This is a genomic window from Pseudomonas sp. PGPR40 (assembly GCF_022014505.1).
Lineage (GTDB): Bacteria > Pseudomonadota > Gammaproteobacteria > Pseudomonadales > Pseudomonadaceae > Aquipseudomonas.
Map to the genome: position 1 here is coordinate 13,626 of NZ_JAKLSP010000045.1, position 22,378 is coordinate 36,003.

20 protein-coding genes are annotated in these 22,378 nt (G+C 59.2%); 16 read left to right on the top strand and 4 right to left on the bottom strand.

From position 1 onward, the window contains the following. The first annotated feature begins 259 nt into the window (after positions 1-259). From MEB48_RS27385 to MEB48_RS27415, 7 genes are all read left to right on the top strand, one after another. Complete coding sequence (locus MEB48_RS27385) at positions 260-898, top strand: peroxiredoxin (protein ID WP_237886871.1); 639 nt, start codon at positions 260-262, stop codon at positions 896-898. Positions 899-1,252: 354 nt separating this feature from the next. After that, positions 1,253-1,846, top strand: a complete 594-nt coding sequence (gene ssuE, locus MEB48_RS27390; protein WP_237886872.1) for an NADPH-dependent FMN reductase — start codon at positions 1,253-1,255, stop codon at positions 1,844-1,846. 102 nt (positions 1,847-1,948) lie between these two features. Then, positions 1,949-2,914 (top strand): sulfonate ABC transporter substrate-binding protein, encoded by a 966-nt coding sequence (locus MEB48_RS27395; RefSeq protein ID WP_237886873.1) that lies wholly within the window; start codon positions 1,949-1,951, stop codon positions 2,912-2,914. Between the two features lie 25 nt (positions 2,915-2,939). Then, the gene (gene ssuD, locus MEB48_RS27400; protein WP_123426273.1) at positions 2,940-4,088 is read left to right on the top strand and encodes an FMNH2-dependent alkanesulfonate monooxygenase; all 1,149 of its coding nucleotides are present in this window, start codon (positions 2,940-2,942) and stop codon (positions 4,086-4,088) included. 9 nt (positions 4,089-4,097) lie between these two features. After that, positions 4,098-4,880, top strand: coding sequence for an aliphatic sulfonate ABC transporter permease SsuC (gene ssuC, locus MEB48_RS27405; RefSeq protein ID WP_237886874.1), 783 nt, complete (start codon positions 4,098-4,100; stop codon positions 4,878-4,880). Then, positions 4,877-5,683, top strand: coding sequence for an aliphatic sulfonates ABC transporter ATP-binding protein (ssuB, locus tag MEB48_RS27410; protein WP_237886875.1), 807 nt, complete (start codon positions 4,877-4,879; stop codon positions 5,681-5,683). The genes ssuC and ssuB overlap by 4 nt, the downstream gene beginning before the upstream one ends. A 33-nt stretch (positions 5,684-5,716) precedes the next feature. Next, a complete protein-coding gene (locus MEB48_RS27415) occupies positions 5,717-5,932 on the top strand; it encodes a TOBE domain-containing protein (protein WP_007967989.1) in 216 nt (71 codons plus the stop codon). A gap of 179 nt (positions 5,933-6,111) precedes the next feature. Here MEB48_RS27415 and MEB48_RS27420 read toward each other — a convergent pair whose 3' ends face one another. Together MEB48_RS27420 and MEB48_RS27425 are read right to left on the bottom strand one after the other, a co-directional pair. Next, on the bottom strand, positions 6,112-6,747 hold the full coding sequence (locus MEB48_RS27420) for a TetR/AcrR family transcriptional regulator (protein ID WP_237886876.1): 636 nt from the start codon (positions 6,745-6,747) through the stop codon (positions 6,112-6,114). A 366-nt stretch (positions 6,748-7,113) separates the two neighbouring features. Continuing rightward, complete coding sequence (locus MEB48_RS27425; RefSeq protein ID WP_237886877.1) at positions 7,114-8,490, bottom strand: glutamine synthetase family protein; 1,377 nt, start codon at positions 8,488-8,490, stop codon at positions 7,114-7,116. 278 nt (positions 8,491-8,768) lie between these two features. On the opposite strand from MEB48_RS27425, the gene MEB48_RS27430 reads away from it, so the two are divergent. The 8 genes from MEB48_RS27430 to MEB48_RS27465 all read left to right on the top strand — a co-directional run bounded on the left by MEB48_RS27430 (position 8,769) and on the right by MEB48_RS27465 (position 17,937). After that, on the top strand, positions 8,769-9,545 hold the full coding sequence (locus tag MEB48_RS27430; protein WP_237886878.1) for a gamma-glutamyl-gamma-aminobutyrate hydrolase family protein: 777 nt from the start codon (positions 8,769-8,771) through the stop codon (positions 9,543-9,545). Between the two features lie 37 nt (positions 9,546-9,582). After that, positions 9,583-10,941, top strand: a complete 1,359-nt coding sequence (locus MEB48_RS27435; protein ID WP_237886879.1) for a glutamine synthetase family protein — start codon at positions 9,583-9,585, stop codon at positions 10,939-10,941. A gap of 58 nt (positions 10,942-10,999) precedes the next feature. Next, the gene (locus MEB48_RS27440) at positions 11,000-12,364 is read left to right on the top strand and encodes an aspartate aminotransferase family protein (RefSeq protein ID WP_237886880.1); all 1,365 of its coding nucleotides are present in this window, start codon (positions 11,000-11,002) and stop codon (positions 12,362-12,364) included. 182 nt (positions 12,365-12,546) lie between these two features. After that, positions 12,547-13,644, top strand: coding sequence for a polyamine ABC transporter substrate-binding protein (locus MEB48_RS27445; RefSeq protein WP_237886885.1), 1,098 nt, complete (start codon positions 12,547-12,549; stop codon positions 13,642-13,644). 187 nt (positions 13,645-13,831) lie between these two features. Next, the gene (locus tag MEB48_RS27450; RefSeq protein WP_237886881.1) at positions 13,832-14,929 is read left to right on the top strand and encodes a polyamine ABC transporter substrate-binding protein; all 1,098 of its coding nucleotides are present in this window, start codon (positions 13,832-13,834) and stop codon (positions 14,927-14,929) included. Positions 14,930-14,990: 61 nt separating this feature from the next. Continuing rightward, the gene (locus tag MEB48_RS27455; protein ID WP_095052468.1) at positions 14,991-16,133 is read left to right on the top strand and encodes an ABC transporter ATP-binding protein; all 1,143 of its coding nucleotides are present in this window, start codon (positions 14,991-14,993) and stop codon (positions 16,131-16,133) included. 35 nt (positions 16,134-16,168) lie between these two features. Continuing rightward, a complete protein-coding gene (locus MEB48_RS27460) occupies positions 16,169-17,050 on the top strand; it encodes an ABC transporter permease subunit (RefSeq protein ID WP_237886886.1) in 882 nt (293 codons plus the stop codon). After that, entirely contained in the window at positions 17,047-17,937 is an 891-nt protein-coding gene (locus MEB48_RS27465; RefSeq protein ID WP_007897694.1) for an ABC transporter permease subunit, read from the top strand. Before MEB48_RS27460 ends, MEB48_RS27465 begins: the two co-directional genes overlap by 4 nt. A gap of 122 nt (positions 17,938-18,059) precedes the next feature. Here the strand turns inward: MEB48_RS27465 and MEB48_RS27470 are convergent, their stop codons facing one another. Both MEB48_RS27470 and MEB48_RS27475 read right to left on the bottom strand, forming a co-directional pair. After that, positions 18,060-20,471 carry a penicillin acylase family protein gene (locus MEB48_RS27470; protein ID WP_237886882.1) on the bottom strand — a complete coding sequence of 804 codons (2,412 nt, stop codon included), beginning with the start codon at positions 20,469-20,471 and terminating at the stop codon, positions 18,060-18,062. Positions 20,472-20,578: 107 nt separating this feature from the next. Beyond that, positions 20,579-21,157 (bottom strand): DUF6436 domain-containing protein, encoded by a 579-nt coding sequence (locus MEB48_RS27475; RefSeq protein WP_237886883.1) that lies wholly within the window; start codon positions 21,155-21,157, stop codon positions 20,579-20,581. Between the two features lie 97 nt (positions 21,158-21,254). Here MEB48_RS27475 and MEB48_RS27480 point away from each other — a divergent pair, with 97 nt between their 5' ends. Then, entirely contained in the window at positions 21,255-22,202 is a 948-nt protein-coding gene (locus MEB48_RS27480; RefSeq protein WP_237886884.1) for an alpha/beta hydrolase, read from the top strand. Positions 22,203-22,378 lie beyond the last annotated feature (176 nt).

Here is a 22,378-nt window from a genome sequence, read left to right on the forward strand (position 1 = left end):
CGGCATCACGCCGGGGCGGGGCTTTTGCGTTTTCAAGGCGGGCTCACCCCCGTAAACCCTCCTTGAAATTCCCCTTTTTGCAACAACTCAAGGCCTTCTCGAACCTTGTTGTCGATGTTCGTCCCGATGACCGTTCAGGTCCAGTGAACAGATTTTTAATATTCATTTTAGATATAAACAAATCGATATTTATTCTTTTTAATTTATATCGAGCGCAGGCACAGTCGAGCTCAAACAAGCACTCACAAGGAGCATCACCATGAGCCTCAGACTGGGCGATATCGCCCCCGATTTCGAACAGGATTCCAGCGCCGGCACCATTCGTTTCCATGAATGGCTGAGCGATAGTTGGGGCGTGTTGTTTTCCCATCCGGCGGACTTCACGCCGGTGTGCACCACCGAGTTGGGCTTCACCGCCAGGCTCAAGGATGAATTCGCCCAGCGCGGCGTCAAAGCCATTGCTCTGTCGGTCGACCCGGTGGACTCGCATCACAAATGGATCGAGGACATCAACGAAACCCAGAGCGCCATCGTCAATTTCCCGATCCTTGCCGATGCGGACCGTAAAGTGTCCGACCTGTACGATCTGATCCACCCGAATGCCAACGACACCCTGACCGTACGTTCTCTATTCGTGATCGATCCGAACAAGAAGATTCGACTGACGATTACTTACCCGGCGAGTACCGGCCGTAACTTCAATGAAATTTTGCGGGTGATCGATTCACTGCAGCTCACCGACAATTACAAGGTGGCCACCCCGGCCAACTGGCAGGACGGTGATGAAGTGGTGATCGTGCCGTCGCTCAAGGACGAAGACGAAATCAAACGACGTTTTCCCAAGGGTTATCGCGCAGTGAAGCCGTACCTGCGCCTGACGCCCCAACCGAATCGGTAGGAGCGAGGCTTGCCCGCGAAGGCGTCGTCATGGCCGCCATCGATGTCAGGCGTGACGATCGCTCCCTCTACGTGGGAGCGCCGCCCGTGACGCTCTGCGTCACAGTGGACGCGGAGCGTCCATGGATGCATTCCCACGCAGAGCGTGGGAACGATCAGTCCACCAAAGCAGGGGATTTCGGGCCGTTTTGACGGCCTGTTTTTTTGTCTGAAAAAAGACAACTTCTATATTCATTTTAAGTATAAACAAATGAACAAATATGATTTATGGATATATAAATCAGCTGTTAAGGTCACTCCACCAACGCGAAATCGCAAGCCGCGAATCGCCAATACCGTTCAAGGAATTGTCTGAATGCTGGTCGTCTCACTCGGTGGCAGTCCCAGCCTACGCTCACGTTCCGGGGTTTTGCTGGAGCGCTCCCAACGCTGGTTGCAAGAGCAAGGGGTGGAAGTGGTGAGTTACCAGGTGCGGGATTTTCCGGCTGAAGATTTGCTGCATGCCCGCTTCGACAGCCCGAAAGTGATCGATCTGCTGCAACAGATTGAAAACGCCGATGGCTTGCTGATCGCCACACCGGTTTACAAAGCGTCGTTCTCCGGCGCGTTGAAAACCCTGCTCGATCTGCTGCCCGAACGCGCGCTGAGCCATAAGGTGGTTCTGCCGATGGCTACCGGCGGCAGCATCGCCCACATGCTGGCGGTGGATTACGCGCTCAAACCGGTGCTGTCGGCGTTGAAAGCCCAGGAAATGCTGCAAGGGATTTTCGCAGTGGACAGCCAGATCGCTTATGGCGAGGGCAGTGCCCAGGCGCAGTTGGCACCGGAGCTTACTCAACGATTGTTTGAAGCGCTGGAGCAGTTTTTCAGCGCCATGGCCCGACGGCCCAAGCCGCTCGATCCGAATCTGTTGAATGAACGATTGTTGAGTGCTCGCTGGAGTATTTAAGTCAGCACTTAAGCCACACCTGAATTTGATGTACTCCACCTTACTCAGCCGCTAACGGCCAAGCAGGTGCAGCCAAAACCCAACTGCAAAAAGGAGAGCGCCATGCGCCCTGTCATTTTGCGTCGTGGTCTGGTCGCTCTGTTTGCTGCGGCTGTGTCCTTCGGCGCCATTACTCAAGCTCAAGCCGAGACGTTACGAATCGGCTATCAAAAATACGGCACCCTGGTGCTGCTCAAAGCCAAAGGCACGCTGGAAAAACGCCTCGCCGCCCAAGGCGTGGACGTGCAATGGACTGAGTTTCCCGGCGGCCCGCAACTGCTCGAAGGCCTGAACGTCGGCTCCATCGACTTTGGCGTTACCGGCGAAATACCGCCGGTGTTCGCCCAAGCGGCCGGCGCCGATCTGCTCTACGTCGCCTACGAACCACCGGCGCCCCACAGCGAAGCGATCCTGGTGCCGAAGGGTTCGCCGATCCAATCGGTGCAGGAGCTAAAGGGCAAGAAAGTCGTGCTCAACAAAGGCTCCAACGTGCACTACCTGTTGGTGCGTGCGCTTGAAGATGCCGGCCTCAAATACACCGACATCCAGACCGTGTTCCTGCCGCCCGCCGATGCCCGCGCCGCGTTCGAGCGTGGCAGTGTCGATGCCTGGGTGATCTGGGACCCGTACCAGGCCGCCGCCGAACAGCAACTGCAAGCACGCACTCTGCGCGATGGCAAAGGCCTCGTCGACAACCACCAGTTCTACCTGGCGACCAAACCTTACGCGCAGAAAAATCCTGAAGTGATCAAGGCGCTGGTGGAAGAAGTACGCGCGGTTGGCGATTGGTCCAAGGCCAATCCCGAGGACGTGACCCAGCAAGTTTCGCCACTGCTCGGCCTGCCAGCGGACATCACCCTGACCTCGGTGAAACGCCAGGGCTACGGCGCGCTGTTCCTCACGCCGGAAGTAGTCGCTGCCCAGCAAAAAATCGCCGACAGCTTCTACCAGCTCAAGCTGATTCCCAAGCCCTTGAGCATCAAAGACGTGATCTGGACACCCTCCGCCGCTGTGGCCAAAGCGCCGTAATTCGACTTCCCAAGGAGACGACTCCATGAGCCTTAATATCTTCTGGTTCCTGCCTACCCACGGCGACGGCCATTACCTTGGCACCGCCGAAGGCGCTCGCGCCGTCGACCACGGTTATCTGCAACAGGTTGCGCAAGCGGCGGATCGTCTGGGCTTTGGCGGGGTGCTGATTCCCACCGGTCGCTCCTGCGAAGATTCGTGGCTGGTGGCCGCATCGCTGATCCCGGTGACCCAGCGTTTGAAATTCCTTGTCGCCCTGCGCCCCGGGATCATTTCCCCGACGGTGGCGGCGCGTCAGGCCGCGACACTGGATCGCTTGTCTGGCGGTCGGGCACTGTTCAACCTGGTCACCGGTGGCGATCCGGAAGAACTGGCCGGCGACGGTTTGTTCCTCAGTCACGAAGAGCGCTATCAGGCCTCGGTGGAATTCACCCGCATCTGGCGCCGGGTGCTGGAAGGCGAAACCGTCGACTACGACGGTCAGCACATCAGCGTGAAGGGCGCCAAATTGCTCTATCCGCCGATCCAGCAACCGCGTCCACCACTGTATTTCGGCGGTTCTTCGGAAGCCGCGCAAGACCTCGCGGCAGAACAGGTCGAAATGGTCCTGACCTGGGGTGAGCCACCGGCCGCCGTGGCAGAAAAGATCGAGCAGGTACGCGCCAAAGCCGCGAAGCTCGGTCGCACCGTGCGCTTCGGTATTCGCTTGCATGTGATCGTTCGTGAAACCAATGCCGAGGCGTGGCAAGCGGCGGATCGGCTGATCTCGCATCTGGACGACGAAACCATCGCCCGTGCCCAGGCGTCTCTGGCGCGTTTCGATTCGGTCGGCCAACAACGCATGGCTGCGTTGCACGGCGGTAGCCGCGACAACCTGGAAGTCAGCCCCAATCTTTGGGCCGGCGTTGGTCTGGTGCGCGGCGGGGCGGGTACGGCGCTGGTAGGTGATGGCCCGACCGTCGCGGCTCGGGTGAAAGAATACGCGGACCTGGGCATCGACACGTTCATCTTCTCCGGTTATCCACACCTGGAAGAGTCCTACCGGGTGGCCGAGTTGCTATTCCCACACCTCGATATCGAGCGCCCGGAGCTGCCGAAAAGCGCCGGTTACGTCAGCCCGTTCGGCGAGATGGTGGCTAACGACATTCTTCCCAAAGCCGCGTCCCAGAGCTGAGGCGCCGCCATGAAGAAAATCATCCACAACCTCGCGCCTTGGGCATTGCCGCTCTTGTTGCTGGAGGTATGGCAGTTGTCGGTGTCGGCGGGCTGGTTGTCGACGCGGATTCTGCCGGCACCGATCGCGGTGATCGAAGCCGGTTTGAGCCTGGTCAGCAGCGGTGAAATCTGGACTCACCTGGCCATCAGCGGCTGGCGCGCGGCGCTCGGTTTCGCCATTGGTGGCGGCATTGGTCTGGCCTTGGGCTTCGTAACGGGGTTGTCGGCATGGGGCGAGCGCCTGCTCGACAGTTCGGTGCAGATGATCCGCAACGTGCCGCACCTGGCGCTGATTCCGCTGGTGATCCTGTGGTTCGGCATCGACGAGTCGGCGAAGATTTTTCTGGTGGCGTTGGGCACGTTGTTCCCGATCTACCTCAACACTTATCACGGCATCCGTAACGTCGATCCGGCGCTGGTGGAAATGTCCCGCAGTTATGGCTTGTCCGGGTTCAGCCTGTTTCGTCAGGTGATTTTGCCGGGTGCATTGCCTTCGATTCTAGTCGGCGTGCGTTTCGCGTTGGGCTTTATGTGGCTGACATTGATCGTGGCGGAAACCATCTCCGCCAGCTCGGGCATCGGCTACCTGGCAATGAATGCCCGGGAGTTTTTGCAGACCGACGTGGTGGTGCTGGCGATTCTTTTGTATGCGGTGCTCGGCAAGTTGGCCGACCTCGCGGCGCGCGGACTTGAGCGCGTTTGGCTACGCTGGCATCCGGCTTATCAGGTTGCCAAGGAAGGTGCCGCATGACGGCTCAACAACCTCCACGCTTGCTGCGCGGCATTCCGCTAGTGGTGCGCAAGCTGCAAAAAACCTTTGGTTCGCGGCAAGTGCTGCGTGAAATCGATCTGCACATTCCGGCCGGGCAGTTTGTGGCGGTGGTCGGGCGTAGTGGCTGCGGTAAAAGTACCTTGCTGCGCTTGCTCGCCGGTCTCGACAAGCCTACGGGCGGCGAACTGCTGGCCGGCTCTGCGCCGCTGAGTGATGCACAGGAAGACACCCGACTGATGTTCCAGGAAGCACGTCTGCTGCCGTGGAAAAAGATTATCGACAACGTCGGTCTCGGGCTTAAAGGCAACTGGCGGCCGCAAGCACTGGAAGCGCTGGAAGCGGTCGGTCTGGCGGATCGCGCCAACGAATGGCCAGCAGCGTTGTCCGGCGGGCAGAAGCAACGTGTGGCCTTGGCTCGTGCGCTGATCCATCAACCGCGCTTGCTGTTGCTCGACGAACCTCTGGGCGCATTGGATGCCCTGACCCGAATCGAAATGCAGCAACTGATCGAACGGCTCTGGCAACAGCATGGCTTCACCGTGTTGCTGGTGACCCACGACGTCAGCGAAGCGGTGGCGATTGCCGATCGGGTGATCCTGATCGAAGACGGCGAAGTCGGCCTCGACCTGACGGTGGAACTGCCGCGCCCTCGGGTTCGTGGCTCCCATCGGCTGGCGGCACTGGAAACCGAAGTGCTCAACCGCGTGCTGTCCCTGCCTGGCCAACCGCCGGAACCGGAACCTGTTTCACCACTGCCTGCGCAATTGCGCTGGGCTCAATAACTCAAGTCTTACCCCACGACAGGAATCATCATCATGACTATCAAAGCCATCAACGTACGCAACCAGTTCAAAGGCTCCATCAAGGAAATCGTCCTCGGTGACGTGCTGTCGGAAATCGACGTGCAGACCGCTTCCGGCATCGTCACTTCGGTGATCACTACGCGTTCGGTCAAGGAGCTGGAACTGGCCGTCGGCAGTGAAGTGATCGCGTTCGTGAAATCCACCGAGGTGTCGATCGCCAAGTTGTAAGTCGTGTGCGTCAACAACAACCCCGGAGGGTTTGAGCCCTTCGGGGTTTTTTATGCGCGTGATTCAGTGAACTGATCGTTCCCACGCTCTGCGTGGGAACGCCTCTTCGGACGCTCCGCGTTCGGCTTTTGGGACGCAGAGCGTCCCGGGCTGCATTCCCACGCAGAGCGTGGGAATGATCAAAGCACTTCGCGCTTGGGCAGGTAGGGTGGCAAATACAGCCCAAGATAAGCATCAAACACCCGCATCCCTTCCTCAGCCATACGCGGCGTGATCTGCCCATGCTGCTGCACCGAGCGTGCATACACCCGATCGCCCAGCTCCATGGCCAGCGCAAACACATCGACATCACCCGGCAGTCTCGGCAGCTCGAAGTGATGATCGAACAACTTGTGCATCAGGTCGCCGAGTTCGATGTCGTGCTGGCGGTCGGCCTGGGTGACTTCGGTCAGGCCGTGCTGGGCGAGGATCAGTTGGCGGGCGGCGGCGTCTTCGTCGTAGATGGCGAGCATGCGTTGTTCCACCAGTCGCGACAGATCGCGCCAGCCGTTGAGGGCGTTATGGTCGATGGGCGCTTGCAGGCAGGCGCGGAACGCGGCGTGGACGTCGGCGGTCAGGGCTTCGAGCAGGGCCGGGACGCTGGCGAAAAAGTGGTAGACGGAGGAGGGCGGGATCTCGGCGCGTTCGGCGACGCTGTAGATCGACAGGCTGGCCACGCCCTCGGCGGCCAGCAGCGTGCGGGCGGCATCGAGTATCGAGTCGATCCGGGCCTGGCTGCGGGCGCGAGGTTTGCGAATGGTGGCGGTGCGCGTCATTGAAGTCTCCTGCTGGGCAGCGGGCATTGTACGAGCAGGCATCTGCGTTGTCTGCCGGGACGCCTTCGCGGGCAAGCCTCGCTCCTGCAGGGTGATATATGCGACTTGTAGGAGCGAGGCTTGCCCGCGAACCGCCGCAGGCGGCCATAAAAAAACGCCGCAGGCCTTATTGATCGTTCCCACGCTCTGCGTGGGAATGCAGCCCGTGATGCTCCGCGTCACATCGATGTCAGGCAAGACACCATCGGTGAGACTGGAACGCGGAGCGTCCCTTGATGCATTCCCACGCAGGAGCGTGGGAACGATCGATGCACAAAAAAACGCCGCAAGCTGTAAGGCCGGCGGCGTTTTTTTTACTGCAACCGCTTACACGGTATGCAGGTACCAGTTGTACTCGAGGTCGGAGATGGAGTGTTCGAACTCCTCCAGCTCGCTCTCTTTACAGGCGACAAAGATATCGATGTATTTCGGATCGATGTATTTGGCCATGACTTCGCTGTCATCCAGCTCACGCAGTGCATCACGCAAGTTGTTCGGCAGGCTTTGCTCGTTCTGCTCGTAGGAGTTGCCTTCCACGGGCGCGCCTGGTTCGATCTTGTTGATCAGGCCGTGGTGCACGCCGGCCAATACCGAAGCCATCAACAGATACGGGTTGGCGTCGGCGCCGGCAACGCGATGCTCGATGCGCACGGCATCGGAGGAACCGGTCGGTACGCGGATGGCCACGGTGCGGTTGTCCAGCCCCCAGCATGGCGAGTTCGGCACGTAGAACTGTGCGCCGAAACGACGGTAGGAGTTGACGTTCGGGCAGAGGAAAGCCATCTGCGCCGGCAGGGTCTCGAGCACACCGCCGATCGCGTGACGCAGTGCGGCGTTCTGCTCGGGATCCTCGCTGGCAAAAATGTTTTTGCCATCTTTATCAAGAATCGAGATGTGGACGTGCAGACCATTACCCGCCTGGCCCGGATAAGGCTTGGCCATGAAGGTGGTGTCCATCTCATGGTCGTAGGCGATGTTTTTGATCAGACGCTTGAGCAGGACCGCATAGTCGCAGGCCTTGATCGGGTCGGCCACGTGGTGCAGGTTCACTTCGAACTGTGCCGGGGCACTTTCCTTGACGATCGCGTCGGCAGGGATGCCTTGCTCTTTCGCACCTTCCAGAATGTCCTGGAGGCAGTCGACGTATTCGTCGAGGTCGTCGATCAGGTAGACCTGTGTCGAGTGCGGGCGTTTGCCGGAAACCGGCGAACGAGGTGGTTGCGGGCGACCGTTCACGTTCTCCTGGTCGATCAGGTAGAACTCCAGTTCGAACGCGGCGCAGATGGTCAGGCCCATTTCGTCGAACTTGCGCACCACATTGGCCAGCACTTCACGCGGGTCGGCGAAGAATGGCTGACCTTCGAGTTCGTGCATGGTCATTAATAGCTGCGCGGTTGGGCGCTTCTGCCAGGGCTCATTGCACAGGGTGTCGGGGATTGGATAACAGATTCGGTCAGCATCGCCGATGTCCAGGCCCAGGCCGGTGCTTTCCACCGTCGAGCCATTGATATCCAGAGCAAATAGAGAGGCCGGCAGGTTGATGCCTTTCTCGTAAACCTTGTGGAGGCTGGTGCGTTCAATGCGCTTGCCGCGCACCACACCATTCATATCCGCAATCAGAAGGTCAACGTACAGAACCTCAGGATGTTCCTTAAGGAACGCGTTCGCTTCATTAAGCTGAACGGCACGCGGGGGTACCGACATGATGCAACACCTTTGTTGTTAAAAATATCAATCATTGATCTCTTCGGATTCCAGTCAACCCGAACGGCATGCCGAAGTCAAGCGAGGCCTTTTTTGCCCTAAAAAAGCACTCATGGGGCTTTTTTGAGGCACTTTGGGGCGTTTTTTTGCCTTCAGCCTTCTTGGCGCCCGCGAGCTTGAGCGGGCCGTGTTGTATTTTTTACGGGGGTGTTGTGTAAAAAAATGAACAAGGCTAAGCTCGATTTAAACCCATAACAGCAATAATACCGGGGTGCTTCATGTCTCGCCTGCCGTTAATCGGCGTCACCGCCTGCTCAAAGCAGATCGGTCTGCATGCTTATCACATCAGTGGCGACAAATACGTACGCGCCGTGGCATCAGCTGCCAAGGGCCTGCCGTTGATTCTTCCATCCCTGGCGAATCTACTGACATCGTCCGATATTCTGGACGCTCTGGACGGCATTCTCTTTACAGGCTCTCCTTCCAATATAGAACCGTTTCACTATAACGGCCCGGCCAGTGCGCCAGGTACTGCTCATGATTCTGCACGCGATGCCACCACTCTCCCGCTGATCCGCGCCGCTGTCGAGGCCGGTATTCCCGTGCTCGGCATTTGCCGCGGCTTCCAGGAGATGAATGTGGCGTTCGGCGGCAGTCTGCATCAGAAGGTCCACGAGGCCGGTCCCTTCATGGATCACCGTGAAGATGACAGCCTGCCGCTGGAAGCGCAGTACGCGCCCAGTCACCCTGTGCACGTTCAGCCGGGTGGTGTATTGGCCGGGCTGGGCCTGACAAGCGAGATTCAAGTCAACTCGATTCATGGCCAGGGCATCGAGCGTCTGGCACCGGGCCTGCGCGTGGAAGCGGTGGCGCCCGACGGGTTGATCGAAGCCGTTTCTGTTATCGAAGGCAAGGCTTTTGCTTTAGGCGTGCAATGGCATCCCGAATGGCAGGTAAGCTTGAATCCTGACTACCTTGCGATTTTCCAGGCATTTGGCGATGCCTGCCGCAAGCACGCATTACAACGCGACGCCGATGCGTCAAACAACGCCTGACTTATAAGAGTCAGGAAACTCAGCCTAAGAGGCATTTATGAGTAACAACCTCGACCAGCTCACCGATTGGTTGAAAGACCACAAGATCACAGAAGTCGAATGCATGATTGGCGACTTGACCGGCATCACCCGGGGCAAGATTTCGCCGACCAACAAGTTCATTGCCGAAAAAGGCATGCGCCTGCCCGAAAGCGTTCTGTTGCAGACCGTCACCGGCGACTACGTCGAAGACGACATCTATTACGAACTGCTCGACCCGGCCGACATCGACATGATCTGTCGTCCCGACCATAACGCCGTATTCCTGGTGCCCTGGGCCATCGAGCCCACCGCACAGGTGATCCACGATACCTACGACAAGCAGGGCAATCCGATCGAGTTGTCGCCGCGCAACGTGCTCAAGAAGGTGCTGAAACTCTACGCCGACCACGGCTGGCAGCCGATCGTGGCGCCGGAAATGGAGTTCTATCTCACCAAGCGCAGCGATGACCCGGACTACCCGCTGCAACCGCCGATTGGCCGTTCCGGTCGTCCGGAAACCGGTCGCCAGTCCTTCTCGATTGAAGCAGCGAATGAATTCGATCCGTTGTTCGAAGACGTCTACGACTGGTGCGAACTGCAAGAGCTGGACCTCGACACGTTGATCCATGAGGACGGCACCGCGCAGATGGAAATCAACTTCCGTCATGGCGATGCCTTGTCCCTTGCCGACCAGATTCTGGTGTTCAAGCGCACCATGCGTGAAGCCGCGCTCAAGCACAACGTGGCCGCAACCTTCATGGCCAAGCCCATGACCGGCGAGCCGGGCAGTGCCATGCACTTGCACCAGAGCATCATCAGCATCGAGACCGGCAAAAACGTTTTCTCCAATGAAGACGGGACCATGAGCCAGTTGTTCCTCAACCACATCGGCGGCTTGCAGAAGTTCATTCCTGAGCTGCTGCCGTTGTTCGCACCCAACGTCAACTCGTTCCGCCGCTTCCTGCCGGATACCTCGGCACCGGTGAACGTGGAGTGGGGTGAAGAGAACCGTACCGTGGGCCTGCGGGTTCCGGATGCCGGGCCGCAGAACCGTCGGGTGGAAAACCGTCTGCCGGGTGCCGATGCCAACCCTTACCTGGCCATCGCCGCCAGTCTGTTGTGCGGCTTTATCGGCATGGTCGAAGGGCATAACCCGAGTCCTCCGGTCGTGGGCCGTGGTTACGAGCGGCGCAACCTGCGCCTGCCGTTGACCATCGAAGACGCTCTGGATCGCATGGAAAACAGCAAGACCATCGAAACGTATCTGGGCAAGAAATTCATCACGGGCTACGTCGCGGTCAAGCGGGCCGAGCATGAAAACTTCAAGCGCGTGATCAGTTCGTGGGAGCGGGAATTCCTGCTCTTCGCCGTCTGATGCACCGGGCGCCGCTGTTCTTGGCGGCGCCGTTACTGGAAATCCAAGGAGAATTCGCATGACCAGCAACAACCCGCAAACCCGTGAGTGGCAGGCCCTGAGCAGCGATCATCACCTGGCCCCGTTCAGCGACTTCAAGCAGCTGAAAGAGAAAGGCCCGCGAATCATCACCCATGCCAAGGGCGTTTACCTCTGGGACAGCGAAGGCAACAAGATCCTCGACGGCATGGCCGGCCTGTGGTGCGTCGCGGTCGGTTACGGTCGCGATGAGTTGGCCGATGCCGCCAGCAAGCAGATGCGTGAATTGCCTTACTACAACCTGTTCTTCCAGACCGCTCACCCGCCGGTGCTGGAACTGGCCAAAGTGATTGCCGACGTTGCGCCCGAAGGCATGAACCACGTGTTCTTCACCGGTTCCGGTTCCGAAGGCAACGACACCATGTTGCGGATGGTTCGCCACTACTGGGCGATCAAGGGGCAGCCGAAGAAGAAAGTCATCATCAGTCGCAAGAACGGCTATCACGGTTCCACCGTGGCCGGCGCGAGCCTGGGCGGTATGACGTACATGCACGAACAGGGCGACTTGCCGATCCCGGGCATCGTCCACATCGCTCAGCCGTACTGGTTCGGCGAAGGCGGCGACATGACCCCGAACGAGTTCGGTATCTGGGCCGCCAATCAGCTGGAAGAGAAGATTCTGGAAGTCGGCGTCGACAATGTCGGTGCCTTTATTGCCGAGCCGATCCAGGGCGCCGGCGGTGTGATCATTCCGCCAGACAGCTACTGGCCGCGCATCAAGGAAATCCTCGCCAAATACGACATTCTGTTCGTGGCCGACGAAGTGATCTGCGGTTTCGGCCGCACCGGTGAATGGTTCGGTAGCGATTTCTATGACCTCAAACCCCACATGATGACCATCGCCAAAGGCCTGACGTCCGGCTACATCCCTATGGGTGGCCTGATCGTGCATGACGACGTGGTCGAGGTGCTCAACGAAGGCGGTGATTTCAACCACGGTTTCACCTATTCCGGGCACCCGGTGGCCGCGGCGGTGGCGCTGGAAAACATCCGCATCCTGCGCGACGAGAAAATTGTCGAGCGCGTGCGTGCAGAAACGGCACCTTATTTGCAAAAGCGTCTACGGGAACTGAGCGATCACCCGTTGGTGGGGGAAGTGCGTGGGGTCGGTCTGTTGGGGGCCATCGAACTGGTTCAGGACAAAGCCACCCGCAAACGTCACGAAGGCAAAGGCGTCGGCATGATCTGCCGTACGTTCTGTTTCGAAAACGGCCTGATCATGCGTGCCGTCGGCGACACCATGATCATTGCTCCACCACTGGTGATTACACCGGCTGAAATCGATGAGCTGGTAACAAAAGCACGCAAGTGCCTGGATCTGACCCTGAGTGCGTTACAGGGCTAAGTGCTAGGCTCTGAGCGAGGTGTGAAGTGTGCACTTCGCTCAGTGCAAACAAAGGATGGGGCTTTCCTTGAAAGCCTGCCTTGGATCTTGCCAGACTAACGGTTGTTCGGATGCCCTGTAACAGGCCACTGAGCACGTGGTTAAAAAGAAAAACTGGAGCATTACCCATGAAGGCATTAGGTATGAAGATAGCTGGCAAGACCCTCCTCGCCATGTCCCTGATGGGCGTGATGGCGGGCGCCGTTCAGGCTGACGACAAAGTGCTGCATGTGTACAACTGGTCCGATTACATCGCACCGGATACCGTCAAGAAGTTTGAAGCCGAGTCGGGTATCAAAGTCGTCTACGACGTGTTCGACAGTAATGAAACCCTCGAAGCCAAGCTGTTGGCAGGCAAGTCCGGCTACGACATCGTCGTACCGTCGAACAACTTCCTGGCCAAGCAGATCAAGGCCGGTGTTTACCAGAAACTGGACAAGTCCAAGCTGCCTAACTGGAAAAACCTGAACACAGACCTGCTTAAAGCGGTATCGGTGAGCGATCCGGGTAACGAACACGCGTTCCCTTACATGTGGGGTTCGATCGGTATCGGTTTCAACGCCGAGAAGGTCAAGGCTGCACTGGGTGCCGATGCGCCAACCAACTCCTGGGACTTGCTGTTCAAACCTGAAAACGCTGCCAAGTTGAAATCGTGCGGTATCAGCTTCCTCGATTCGCCAACCGAGATGATCCCGGTGGCGTTGCATTACCTGGGCTATCCAACCGACAGCCAGGACAAGAAACAACTGGCCGAAGCCGAAGCGTTGTTCCTGAAGATTCGTCCTTCGGTGGGCTACTTCCACTCGTCCAAGTACATTTCCGACCTGGCCAACGGCAACATCTGCGTCGCCGTGGGTTACTCGGGTGACATTTACCAGGCCAAGGCTCGCGCTGCTGAAGCCGGTGACAAGGTGAAAGTCAGCTACAACATTCCGAAAGAAGGTGCCGGCAGCTTCTACGACATGGTCGCCATCCCTAAAGATGCCGAAAACGTCGAAGGCGCCTACAAGTTCATGACCTTCCTGCAGAAGCCGGAAATCATGGCCGAAATCACCAACGCCGTGCAATTCCCGAACGGTAACGCGGCGGCCACCCCACTGGTCGATAAAGAAATCACCAGCGATCCAGGCATCTACCCACCAGCGGAAGTGCTGGCCAAGCTGTACGCGATTGCCGACTTGCCGGCCGCCACCCAGCGGATCCTGACTCGCAGCTGGACCAAGATCAAATCCGGTAAATAAGCCGGTTTGAGGCAACTACCTGTTGCCGTCGTCGCGCGACGACGGCAACGGGAATAATTAAATGTCAGAAAGTTTTGCTGGAACGGTTTTTCGCGGGTAAGTTGCGCGCCGGTTTTGTTGCCAGGCAGCCATGGCTGTCCTGTAACGCGGGGCAACTTGGGCCCAACTCATTTTAGAGGACCTCCACTTGCCTATTTTTTCTTTGTTGCGTAGTGCCCTGCTGGTCAGTGTCGGGCTGACAGTTACCGTCGGCGTTCAAGCGGCCGGCACAGTGCATATTTATAACTGGTCGGACTACATCGGTGAGACCACCCTGGCCGACTTTCAGAAAGAAACCGGTATCAAGCCGGTGTATGACGTATTCGATTCCAACGAAACCCTGGAAGGCAAGTTATTGGCCGGGCGAACCGGTTATGACGTGGTCGTGCCGTCCAACCACTTCCTGGGCAAGCAAATCAAGGCCGGGGCTTTTCAGAAACTCGACAAATCGCAGCTGACTAACTATCCCAACCTCGATCCAGTATTGCTCAAGCGTCTGGAGAAGAATGATCCGGGCAACCAGTACGCTGTGCCGTATCTGTGGGGCACCAATGGCATCGGTTACAACGTCGAGAAGGTCAAAGCTGCACTGGGCGTCGACAAGATTGACTCGTGGGCCGTGCTGTTCGAACCGGAAAACATCAAGAAACTTTCCGGTTGCGGTGTGGCATTCCTCGATTCGGGGGATGAAATGCTTCCGGCCATGCTGAACTACATGGGCCTGTCGCCAAACAGCGAGGACCCTGAAGACTACAAGAAAGCCGAAGCCAAACTGCTGGCGATCCGGCCTTACGTGACCTACTTCAGCTCGTCCAAATACATCTCCGACCTGGCCAATGGCGAGATCTGCGTGGCCGCCGGTTTCTCCGGTGATGTGTTCCAGGCCAAGGCGCGGGCCGCCGAAGCCAATAAGGGCATCGACATTGCGTACGTGATTCCCAAAGAGGGCGGCAACCTCTGGTTCGACATGCTGGCCATTCCCCGGGACGCCACCAATGTCAAAGAGGCTCATGCCTTCATCAACTATCTGCTCAAGCCTGAGGTGATCGCCAAGGTCAGTGATTCCGTCGGCTATGCCAACCCCAACCCGAAGGCGGGCGAGCTGATGGATCAGGCCGTACGCACGGATGAGGCGGTTTATCCCCCGCAGGCTGTCGTCGACAAGCTGTATGTCAACTCAGAGTTGCCACCCAAGATTCAACGACTCATGACGCGCAGCTGGACCAAGATCAAGTCGGGCAAATAGCTTCAAATTATCCAGGTTCGCCGCTTTGAGCGAACTGCAAATTCTGTTGGGAGTTTCGTAAATGGCAGTTGCCTCCGGCGCCTATAAGAAAGCCCTCGAGGGCGACCAGACACCTAAACAGGTGCTGGTCAAAATCGACCGGGTCACGAAAAAGTTCGACGAGACGATTGCCGTGGACGACGTGTCCCTGGAAATCAAGAAGGGCGAAATCTTCGCCCTTCTCGGCGGCTCGGGTTCGGGAAAATCCACCTTGCTGCGGATGCTGGCAGGTTTCGAACGGCCCACGGAGGGGCGCATTTTCCTCGATGGCGTAGACATCACGGACATGCCGCCGTACGAGCGGCCGATCAACATGATGTTCCAGTCCTACGCCTTGTTCCCGCACATGACCGTGGCGCAGAACATCGCGTTCGGCCTCAAGCAGGACAAAATTCCGTCGGCTGAAGTCGACGCTCGCGTGGCCGAGATGCTCAAACTGGTGCAGATGAGCCAGTACGCCAAGCGCAAACCCCATCAGTTGTCCGGTGGCCAGCGTCAGCGTGTGGCGCTGGCGCGTTCGTTAGCCAAGCGGCCGAAGTTGTTGCTGCTCGATGAACCGATGGGCGCGCTGGACAAGAAACTGCGCTCGCAAATGCAGCTGGAGCTGGTCGAGATCATCGAGCGGGTCGGCGTGACCTGCGTCATGGTGACCCACGACCAGGAAGAGGCCATGACCATGGCCGAGCGCATTGCGATCATGCACTTGGGCTGGATCGCCCAGATCGGTAGCCCGATCGACATTTACGAAACCCCGACCAGCCGTCTGGTCTGCGAGTTCATCGGCAACGTCAACATCTTCGAAGGCGAAGTGGTGGACGACGCTGAGGGCCACGCGCTGATCACCTGCAAGGACCTGGACCGCAACATCTACGTGGGCCATGGCATCAGCACCTCGGTGCAGGACAAGTCCGTGACCTACGCAATCCGTCCAGAAAAACTGCTGGTGACAGCCGACATGCCGACCTGCGAACACAACTGGTCCAGCGGCAAGGTGCATGACATCGCCTACCTCGGCGGCCACTCGGTGTTCTACGTCGAATTGCCGAGCGGCAAGCTGGTGCAGTCCTTCGTCGCCAACGCCGAGCGCCGCGGCCAGCGCCCAACCTGGGGTGACCAGGTTTACGTGTACTGGGAAGACGACAGCGGCGTGGTACTTCGCTCATGAACATGCGCAAACTCAAACGCCGGCTCGATCGAATAATTCCCGGTGGCCGTCAGCTGGTCATCGGGGTTCCGTTCATCTGGCTGTTCCTGTTCTTCATGCTGCCGTTCTTCATCGTCTTGAAGATCAGCTTCGCCGAAGCCGACGTGGCCATTCCGCCGTACACCGAGATCTACAGCTTCATCGACCAGAAGCTCCAGGTGCTGCTTAACCTGAGCAACTACGCGATGCTCGGCGACGACGAGTTGTACATCGCCGCTTACCTCGGCTCGCTGAAGATGGCGCTGATCAGCACCGTCCTCTGTTTGGTGATCGGCTACCCGATGGCCTACGCCATTGCCAGCGCCCGCAAAGAGCTGCAAACGGTGCTGGTGCTGCTGATCATGATGCCGACCTGGACTGCGATTCTGATCCGCGTGTATGCGTGGATGGGCATTCTCAGCAACAACGGTCTGCTCAATGGTTTTCTGATGAGCATGGGCTGGATCGACGAGCCACTGCAGATCCTCAACACCAACCTTGCGGTGTACATCGGCGTCGTCTATTCGTACCTGCCGTTCATGATCCTGCCGCTCTACGCCAACCTGGTCAAACACGACACCAGCCTGCTGGAAGCCGCATCCGACCTGGGTTCGAGCACCTTCAACAGTTTCTGGAAGATCACCGTGCCGCTGTCGAAAAACGGCATCATCGCCGGCTGCATGCTGGTGTTCATCCCGGTGGTGGGCGAGTTCGTGATCCCGGAACTGCTCGGCGGTCCGGAAACCCTGATGATCGGTAAAGTGCTCTGGCAAGAATTCTTCAACAACCGCGACTGGCCGGTCGCATCAGCGCTGGCGGTGGTGATGCTGGCGATCCTGATTGTGCCGATCATTCTGTTCAACCGTAGTCAGGCCAAAGAAATGGAGGGCAAGGAATGAAGCGCTTCCGTTTCTCAAGTTTCATGCTGGTAGCGGGTTTGCTGTTCATCTACGCGCCGATGCTGATCCTGGTGATCTACTCGTTCAACGCCTCGAAACTGGTGACGGTGTGGGGCGGCTGGTCGATCAAGTGGTACGTGGGCTTGATGGACAACACGCAACTGATGGGCTCGGTGGTGCGCTCGCTGGAAATCGCCTGCTACACGGCGATTGCCGCGGTGGCACTGGGGACGCTGGCGGCTTTCGTGCTGACCCGCATCACCCACTTCAAGGGCCGCACGCTGTTCGGTGGTTTGGTCACCGCGCCGCTGGTGATGCCTGAGGTGATTACCGGCCTGTCACTGTTGCTGCTGTTCGTGGCCATGGCGCAGATGATCGGTTGGCCACAGGAACGCGGCATCGTCACCATCTGGATCGCCCACACCACGTTCTGTGCTGCGTATGTGGCGGTGGTGGTGTCGGCGCGCTTGCGTGAGTTGGACCTGTCCATCGAAGAGGCAGCCATGGATCTGGGCGCGCGGCCATGGAAGGTGTTCTTCCTGATCACCATCCCGATGATCGCGCCGTCGCTGGCGGCGGGCGGCATGATGTCGTTCGCCTTGTCGCTGGATGACCTGGTGCTGGCGAGCTTCGTGTCCGGTCCGGGTTCCACGACCCTGCCGATGGAAGTGTTTTCGGCGGTGCGCCTGGGCGTGAAGCCTGAGATCAACGCCGTGGCCAGCCTGATTCTGCTGGCGGTGTCGCTGGTGACGTTCCTGGTCTGGTACTTCAGCCGTCGTGCCGAAGAAATTCGCAAGCGTGCGATTCAGCAGGCCATCGAAGAAGGCGCCGCCGATTCCTGGAAACAACCGGACGTGCGCCGGGCGCAGGCGCCGGAAGCGGCTTGAGCCACGCATGATCGTTCCCACGCTCTGCGTGGGAACGCCTCAACGGACGCTCCGCGTTCGGCTCTTGATGGGACGCGGAGCGTCCCAGGCTGCATTCCCACGCAGAGCGTGGGAACGATCAACTACTGAGCCGCTCTCGCTGGCAACAGCTTCAACGTATTGCGGGCATTGGCCGTCACTTCTTCCTCATTGAAATGCGCCTGGTAATAAACTCCTTCGATAAACGCCTCGGCCTGATCGGCATAGTGGCTGTCGAACGGCACACCACTCTGGCCGACCGGGTTGATGGTCAGGCTGTGGGCCGGGTCGGCGAAGTCGATCAGCCGTCGCGTCGATGGGCCGTAAGTCACGGGCCACGGCGCCGGGCCGATCTTCGCCGAGAGGTTGTTCGGCACTTCGTGGGTGCCGGGCGCCGCGAATGGCCCGACGTTGAAGATCCGTTCCAGCGGCTTCTGCGTCCCCAGCGGATGTCCATGAGTCAGGGTGTGCGCCTTGCCCCACTGCCATTGGGTGAAATCAGCGCCCAAGGTGGTCGTCAGATGAGCCATGCTCGCTTGCCACGCCACCTTGACCGTATCGGCGCGGGTTTCCTTGCCGGGGGTGTTGCGGTTGTCCCACCAGGGTGAGTCGGCCGAAGCCGCCAGGCGCGGCAGTGCGGCATCGATCACCCGGGTCGGGAGCAGCGTTTCGAAGAAATCATTACCCAGTTCATCGCGCATTGCCGCGTCGGTGAGGTTGAACAAGAACTGGTTGAACAGCGTGGCGCTGGTGGAGTCCAGCGGGTAATCGCCGCTCCACTGCGCCAGTTGTTCCACCAATTTCAGCTCGGCGGGATCGCTCACCACTTCACGCAGCACCGGCAACAACGGCGCCAGCAAATGCGGACCATAGTCAGTGGTGGTGCCCAGTTGCAGCTTCTGGTTGGCATCGTTGTCCCACTTCACGTTCTTGTCGCCGAGTTGACGATTGAGCTGCTGACCGCGATCGGCGAGGTTGTAGTACCCGGGAATTTCCATGCCGGTCGGCGACACTGGCTGGAAGTTGGCCGAGACGATATAGCCCCGCGCCGGGTTCTCTTCCTGCGGGTTGGCGCTGAACGGGTAAAAACCTTCCTTGTCTGCCTCAGGGGTACTGCCGTCGAGGATGAAACCAGGCTTCACCCCGGCCGGGCGCTTGGGTAGCAGCGCCGAGGCCCACCAACCGATGTCGCCTTTGGCGTTGGCGTAGACGATGTTCAGCCCCGGTGCCTGAACCTTGGCCGACGCGGCGCGGGCCTTGGCCAGGGTGTCGGCGCGGTTGAGCTGGTAGAAACCGTCGAGGATCGGATTCGGCGTCTCGAGGAAGGCCCACCACATCGCGACCGGCGTCTTGCCGGCGGCAGTGCCAAGCGCATCGTTGACGATCGGGCCGTGGGGCGACTGGCGCAGGGTCAGCGTGACCGGTGACTGGCCTTTGACCGCGATCTGTTGTTCGGTGTTGATCATCTCGACCCACTGGCCGCGATACCAGACCTGGTTCGGGTTGTCCGGGTTGACCTTCTCGGCGATCAGGTCCAGATCGTCGTTCTGGAACATCGTCAGGCTCCAGCCGAAGTCCAGGTTGTGGCCAAGAAACGCAAACGGCACCAGCGCCTGATGGTAGCCATAGAGCTCGAAGCCCGGCGCCGACAGGTGCGCTTCGTACCACACCGACGGCACCGAGAAGCGAATGTGCGGGTCACCGGCCAGCAGCGGCTTGCCACTTTTGCTGCGGTTGCCGGAAATCACCCAGGCATTGCTGCCTTCGAATTGCGGCAGACCGTTGTCGGCCAAGGCTTGCTCACTCAAACGGGCGAGGGCGTTCAGACCCTTCCAGTCATTGGCGGTGAGGGCCGGCGCAGGGTTGGCGCGCCCTTTGGCCAGCACGCCCTTGGGCTGCCAGTCGAGATCGAAGATATTCAGGTATTCGGCGCCCAGTTGGTCGCGCACGTAAGTCAGCAAGGGTTCGGTGCGAAACGCCGCGGCAAAGCTGTAGGCCATGTAGCCGGCGATGCTGATGCTGTCTTCGGCGGTGAAAGGGCGCTTGGGAATTCCCAGCACATCGAACTCTACCGGCGCAGCGTGGCTGTCCTGATACTGATTGATGCCGTCCAGATAGGCTTGCAGGGCCTTCCACGCCGGCGACTGACGATCCAGCGCAGCCACGTAGCTTTCAGCCCGTTCGCGGATGCGCAGGCTACGAAACAATTTGTCGGTGTCGATCAGTTTTGGGCCAAGGACCTCGGCCAATTCACCACGGGCCAGGCGCCGCATGGCTTCCATCTGGAACAGTCGGTCCTGGGCGTGTACATAACCGAGAGCGCGGTAGAGGTCGGTTTCGTTTTCGGCACGGATATGCGGCACACCGCGCACGTCGTAGCGCACGGTCACCGAACCTTGCAGGTGCTGCAATTGCACCTGGCCCTGGCGCGTCGGTTGCTTGCTGTACACGTACCAGCCGCCCCCGGCGACGAGTACGACAATCAGCAAGGCAAGTACGGTCAGGACGCGTTTCATGGTGACTCCTTGTTCTTTCGGGATTGCCCCCGTATGGGCTGCAAACGTGTAGCACAGACCTCCTGTGCCGGGCATCGCGGTGCTGGAAAAGTCAGGAATGCCTTACTTCACTTCACTTCGTTCGGCCACGGGCAGTAGCAACCCACCGCCAGGGTGTGGGTGGCGTTCACCGCCCGGCCTTCGTTCAGCGCTTGCAGAATCGGTTCAATAAAGCTGTTACTCGAATTGCAGGTCAGGCCTTCGCTGTACGGACCGAAATACGCCAGCTTGCCGCTGCGGTCCCAGATCGCCACCGCCGGGCTGGCCGGGATCTGTTCGGAGCCTGGCAGGACGGTGATGGTTTTAAGGCGGCTCAAGGTGCCGGGCAGCTGACCGTGGCTGCCAGGCTTTTGCACTGCATAAAACTCCACGCCTTGCTGTACATACTGCTCAACCAGTTCGGTCAGGTGTTGTTGGTTGCCGACATTGCACGGGCAGGCCGGGTCCCAGAAGTGCACCAGGCGAATGGCGCCGGGGCCGGCGAGTTCGTCCGGGAGGCGCAATGGGTCGCCAGAGAACACCGCAGTGTGCGAACTGAAGGCGCGCAAATAGCGCCCCTGAAACCAGTCATAAGCGGCCCACAGCACGCCGGCACACACAAGGGCGAGCAGGCTGGCAAGCAGTGTGGTGCGGTAGGCCGGGCGCATGGGTTTCCATCCTCGAAGGTCGGCTAGCTTGCCATGCTTGCCGCGACAGATGAATATCGCAGGCCCATAAAGTCCGTTTCGCGCTCTGGAATAGCCCATGTCTGCCACTTTCGACCCCGATCATTTGCGTGCCAGCCTGCGGCCATTGGCCGAGTGGCAGCCGCTGTCGACGGAAGCCATGGCCTATCAGCATTTTTATGGACTGGATTTTGCGCAGCGAACCTTGCGCAGTGGGCTGGGGCGTTTCGAGGTCGATGGCTATGAACTGGTCAGCCAGCTCTGGTGGCCCGAGCGGGCGAAGGCAACGCTGTTTCTGTTTCACGGCTTCTACGATCACACCGGGCTCTATCGGCATGTGATCGAGTGGGCGCTGGACCAGGGTTTTGCGGTGATCGCCTGTGACCTGCCGGGGCATGGTCTGTCCAGTGGCGAGCGGGCGAGCATCAAGGACTTCGCCGAGTATCAGAACACCCTGCAAGGGCTGTTGGCCGAGGCGCAATCGCTGGGACTTCCGCAGCCCTGGCACTTGTGCGGGCAAAGCACCGGCGGGGCGATCGTGATCGATCATGTGCTCAATCAGGGTGCGAGCAGCCCCGCCCAAGGGCAAGTGATTCTGCTGTCGCCCCTGGTGCGGCCGCGAGCCTGGGGCTGGTCGAAACTCAGTTATTACCTGCTCAAGCCGTTCGTCAACGGCATTGCCCGGCGGTTCAGCGAGAATTCCAACGACCCTGATTTCCTGGCGTTCCTGCAAGCCGATCCGTTGCAGCCGCTGCGTTTGCCAACGGCCTGGGTCGGTGCGCTGGGGCGGTGGATCAAGCGTATCGAAGCAGCGCCGAGCAGCCCGCGGCAGCCGCTGATCGTGCAGGGGCAGGCGGACATGACCGTGGATTGGCAGCACAACCTTGAGGTGTTGCGGGGCAAGTTCGATCGGCCTCAGGTGCTGATGCTGCCAGAGGCGCGGCATCATCTGGCGAATGAGGCTCTGGTGTTGCGGCAGGAGTATTTCGGGTTTTTGACCAGGCGGATGAGTCGGGATCGGCGGTGACATTTCGATCGCCTTCGCGGGCAAGCCTCGCTCCTACAGGAGTTATTCGATCCCTGTAGGAGCGAGGCTGTTGTGGCTCAATGTTTTTGGACCATGATGTAGGAGTGTCGATCTAAGGAAGCATCATGGGATATCGGGTTGTTAACGCCGAGGAAAAAGCGGAAGCCATTCGCTTG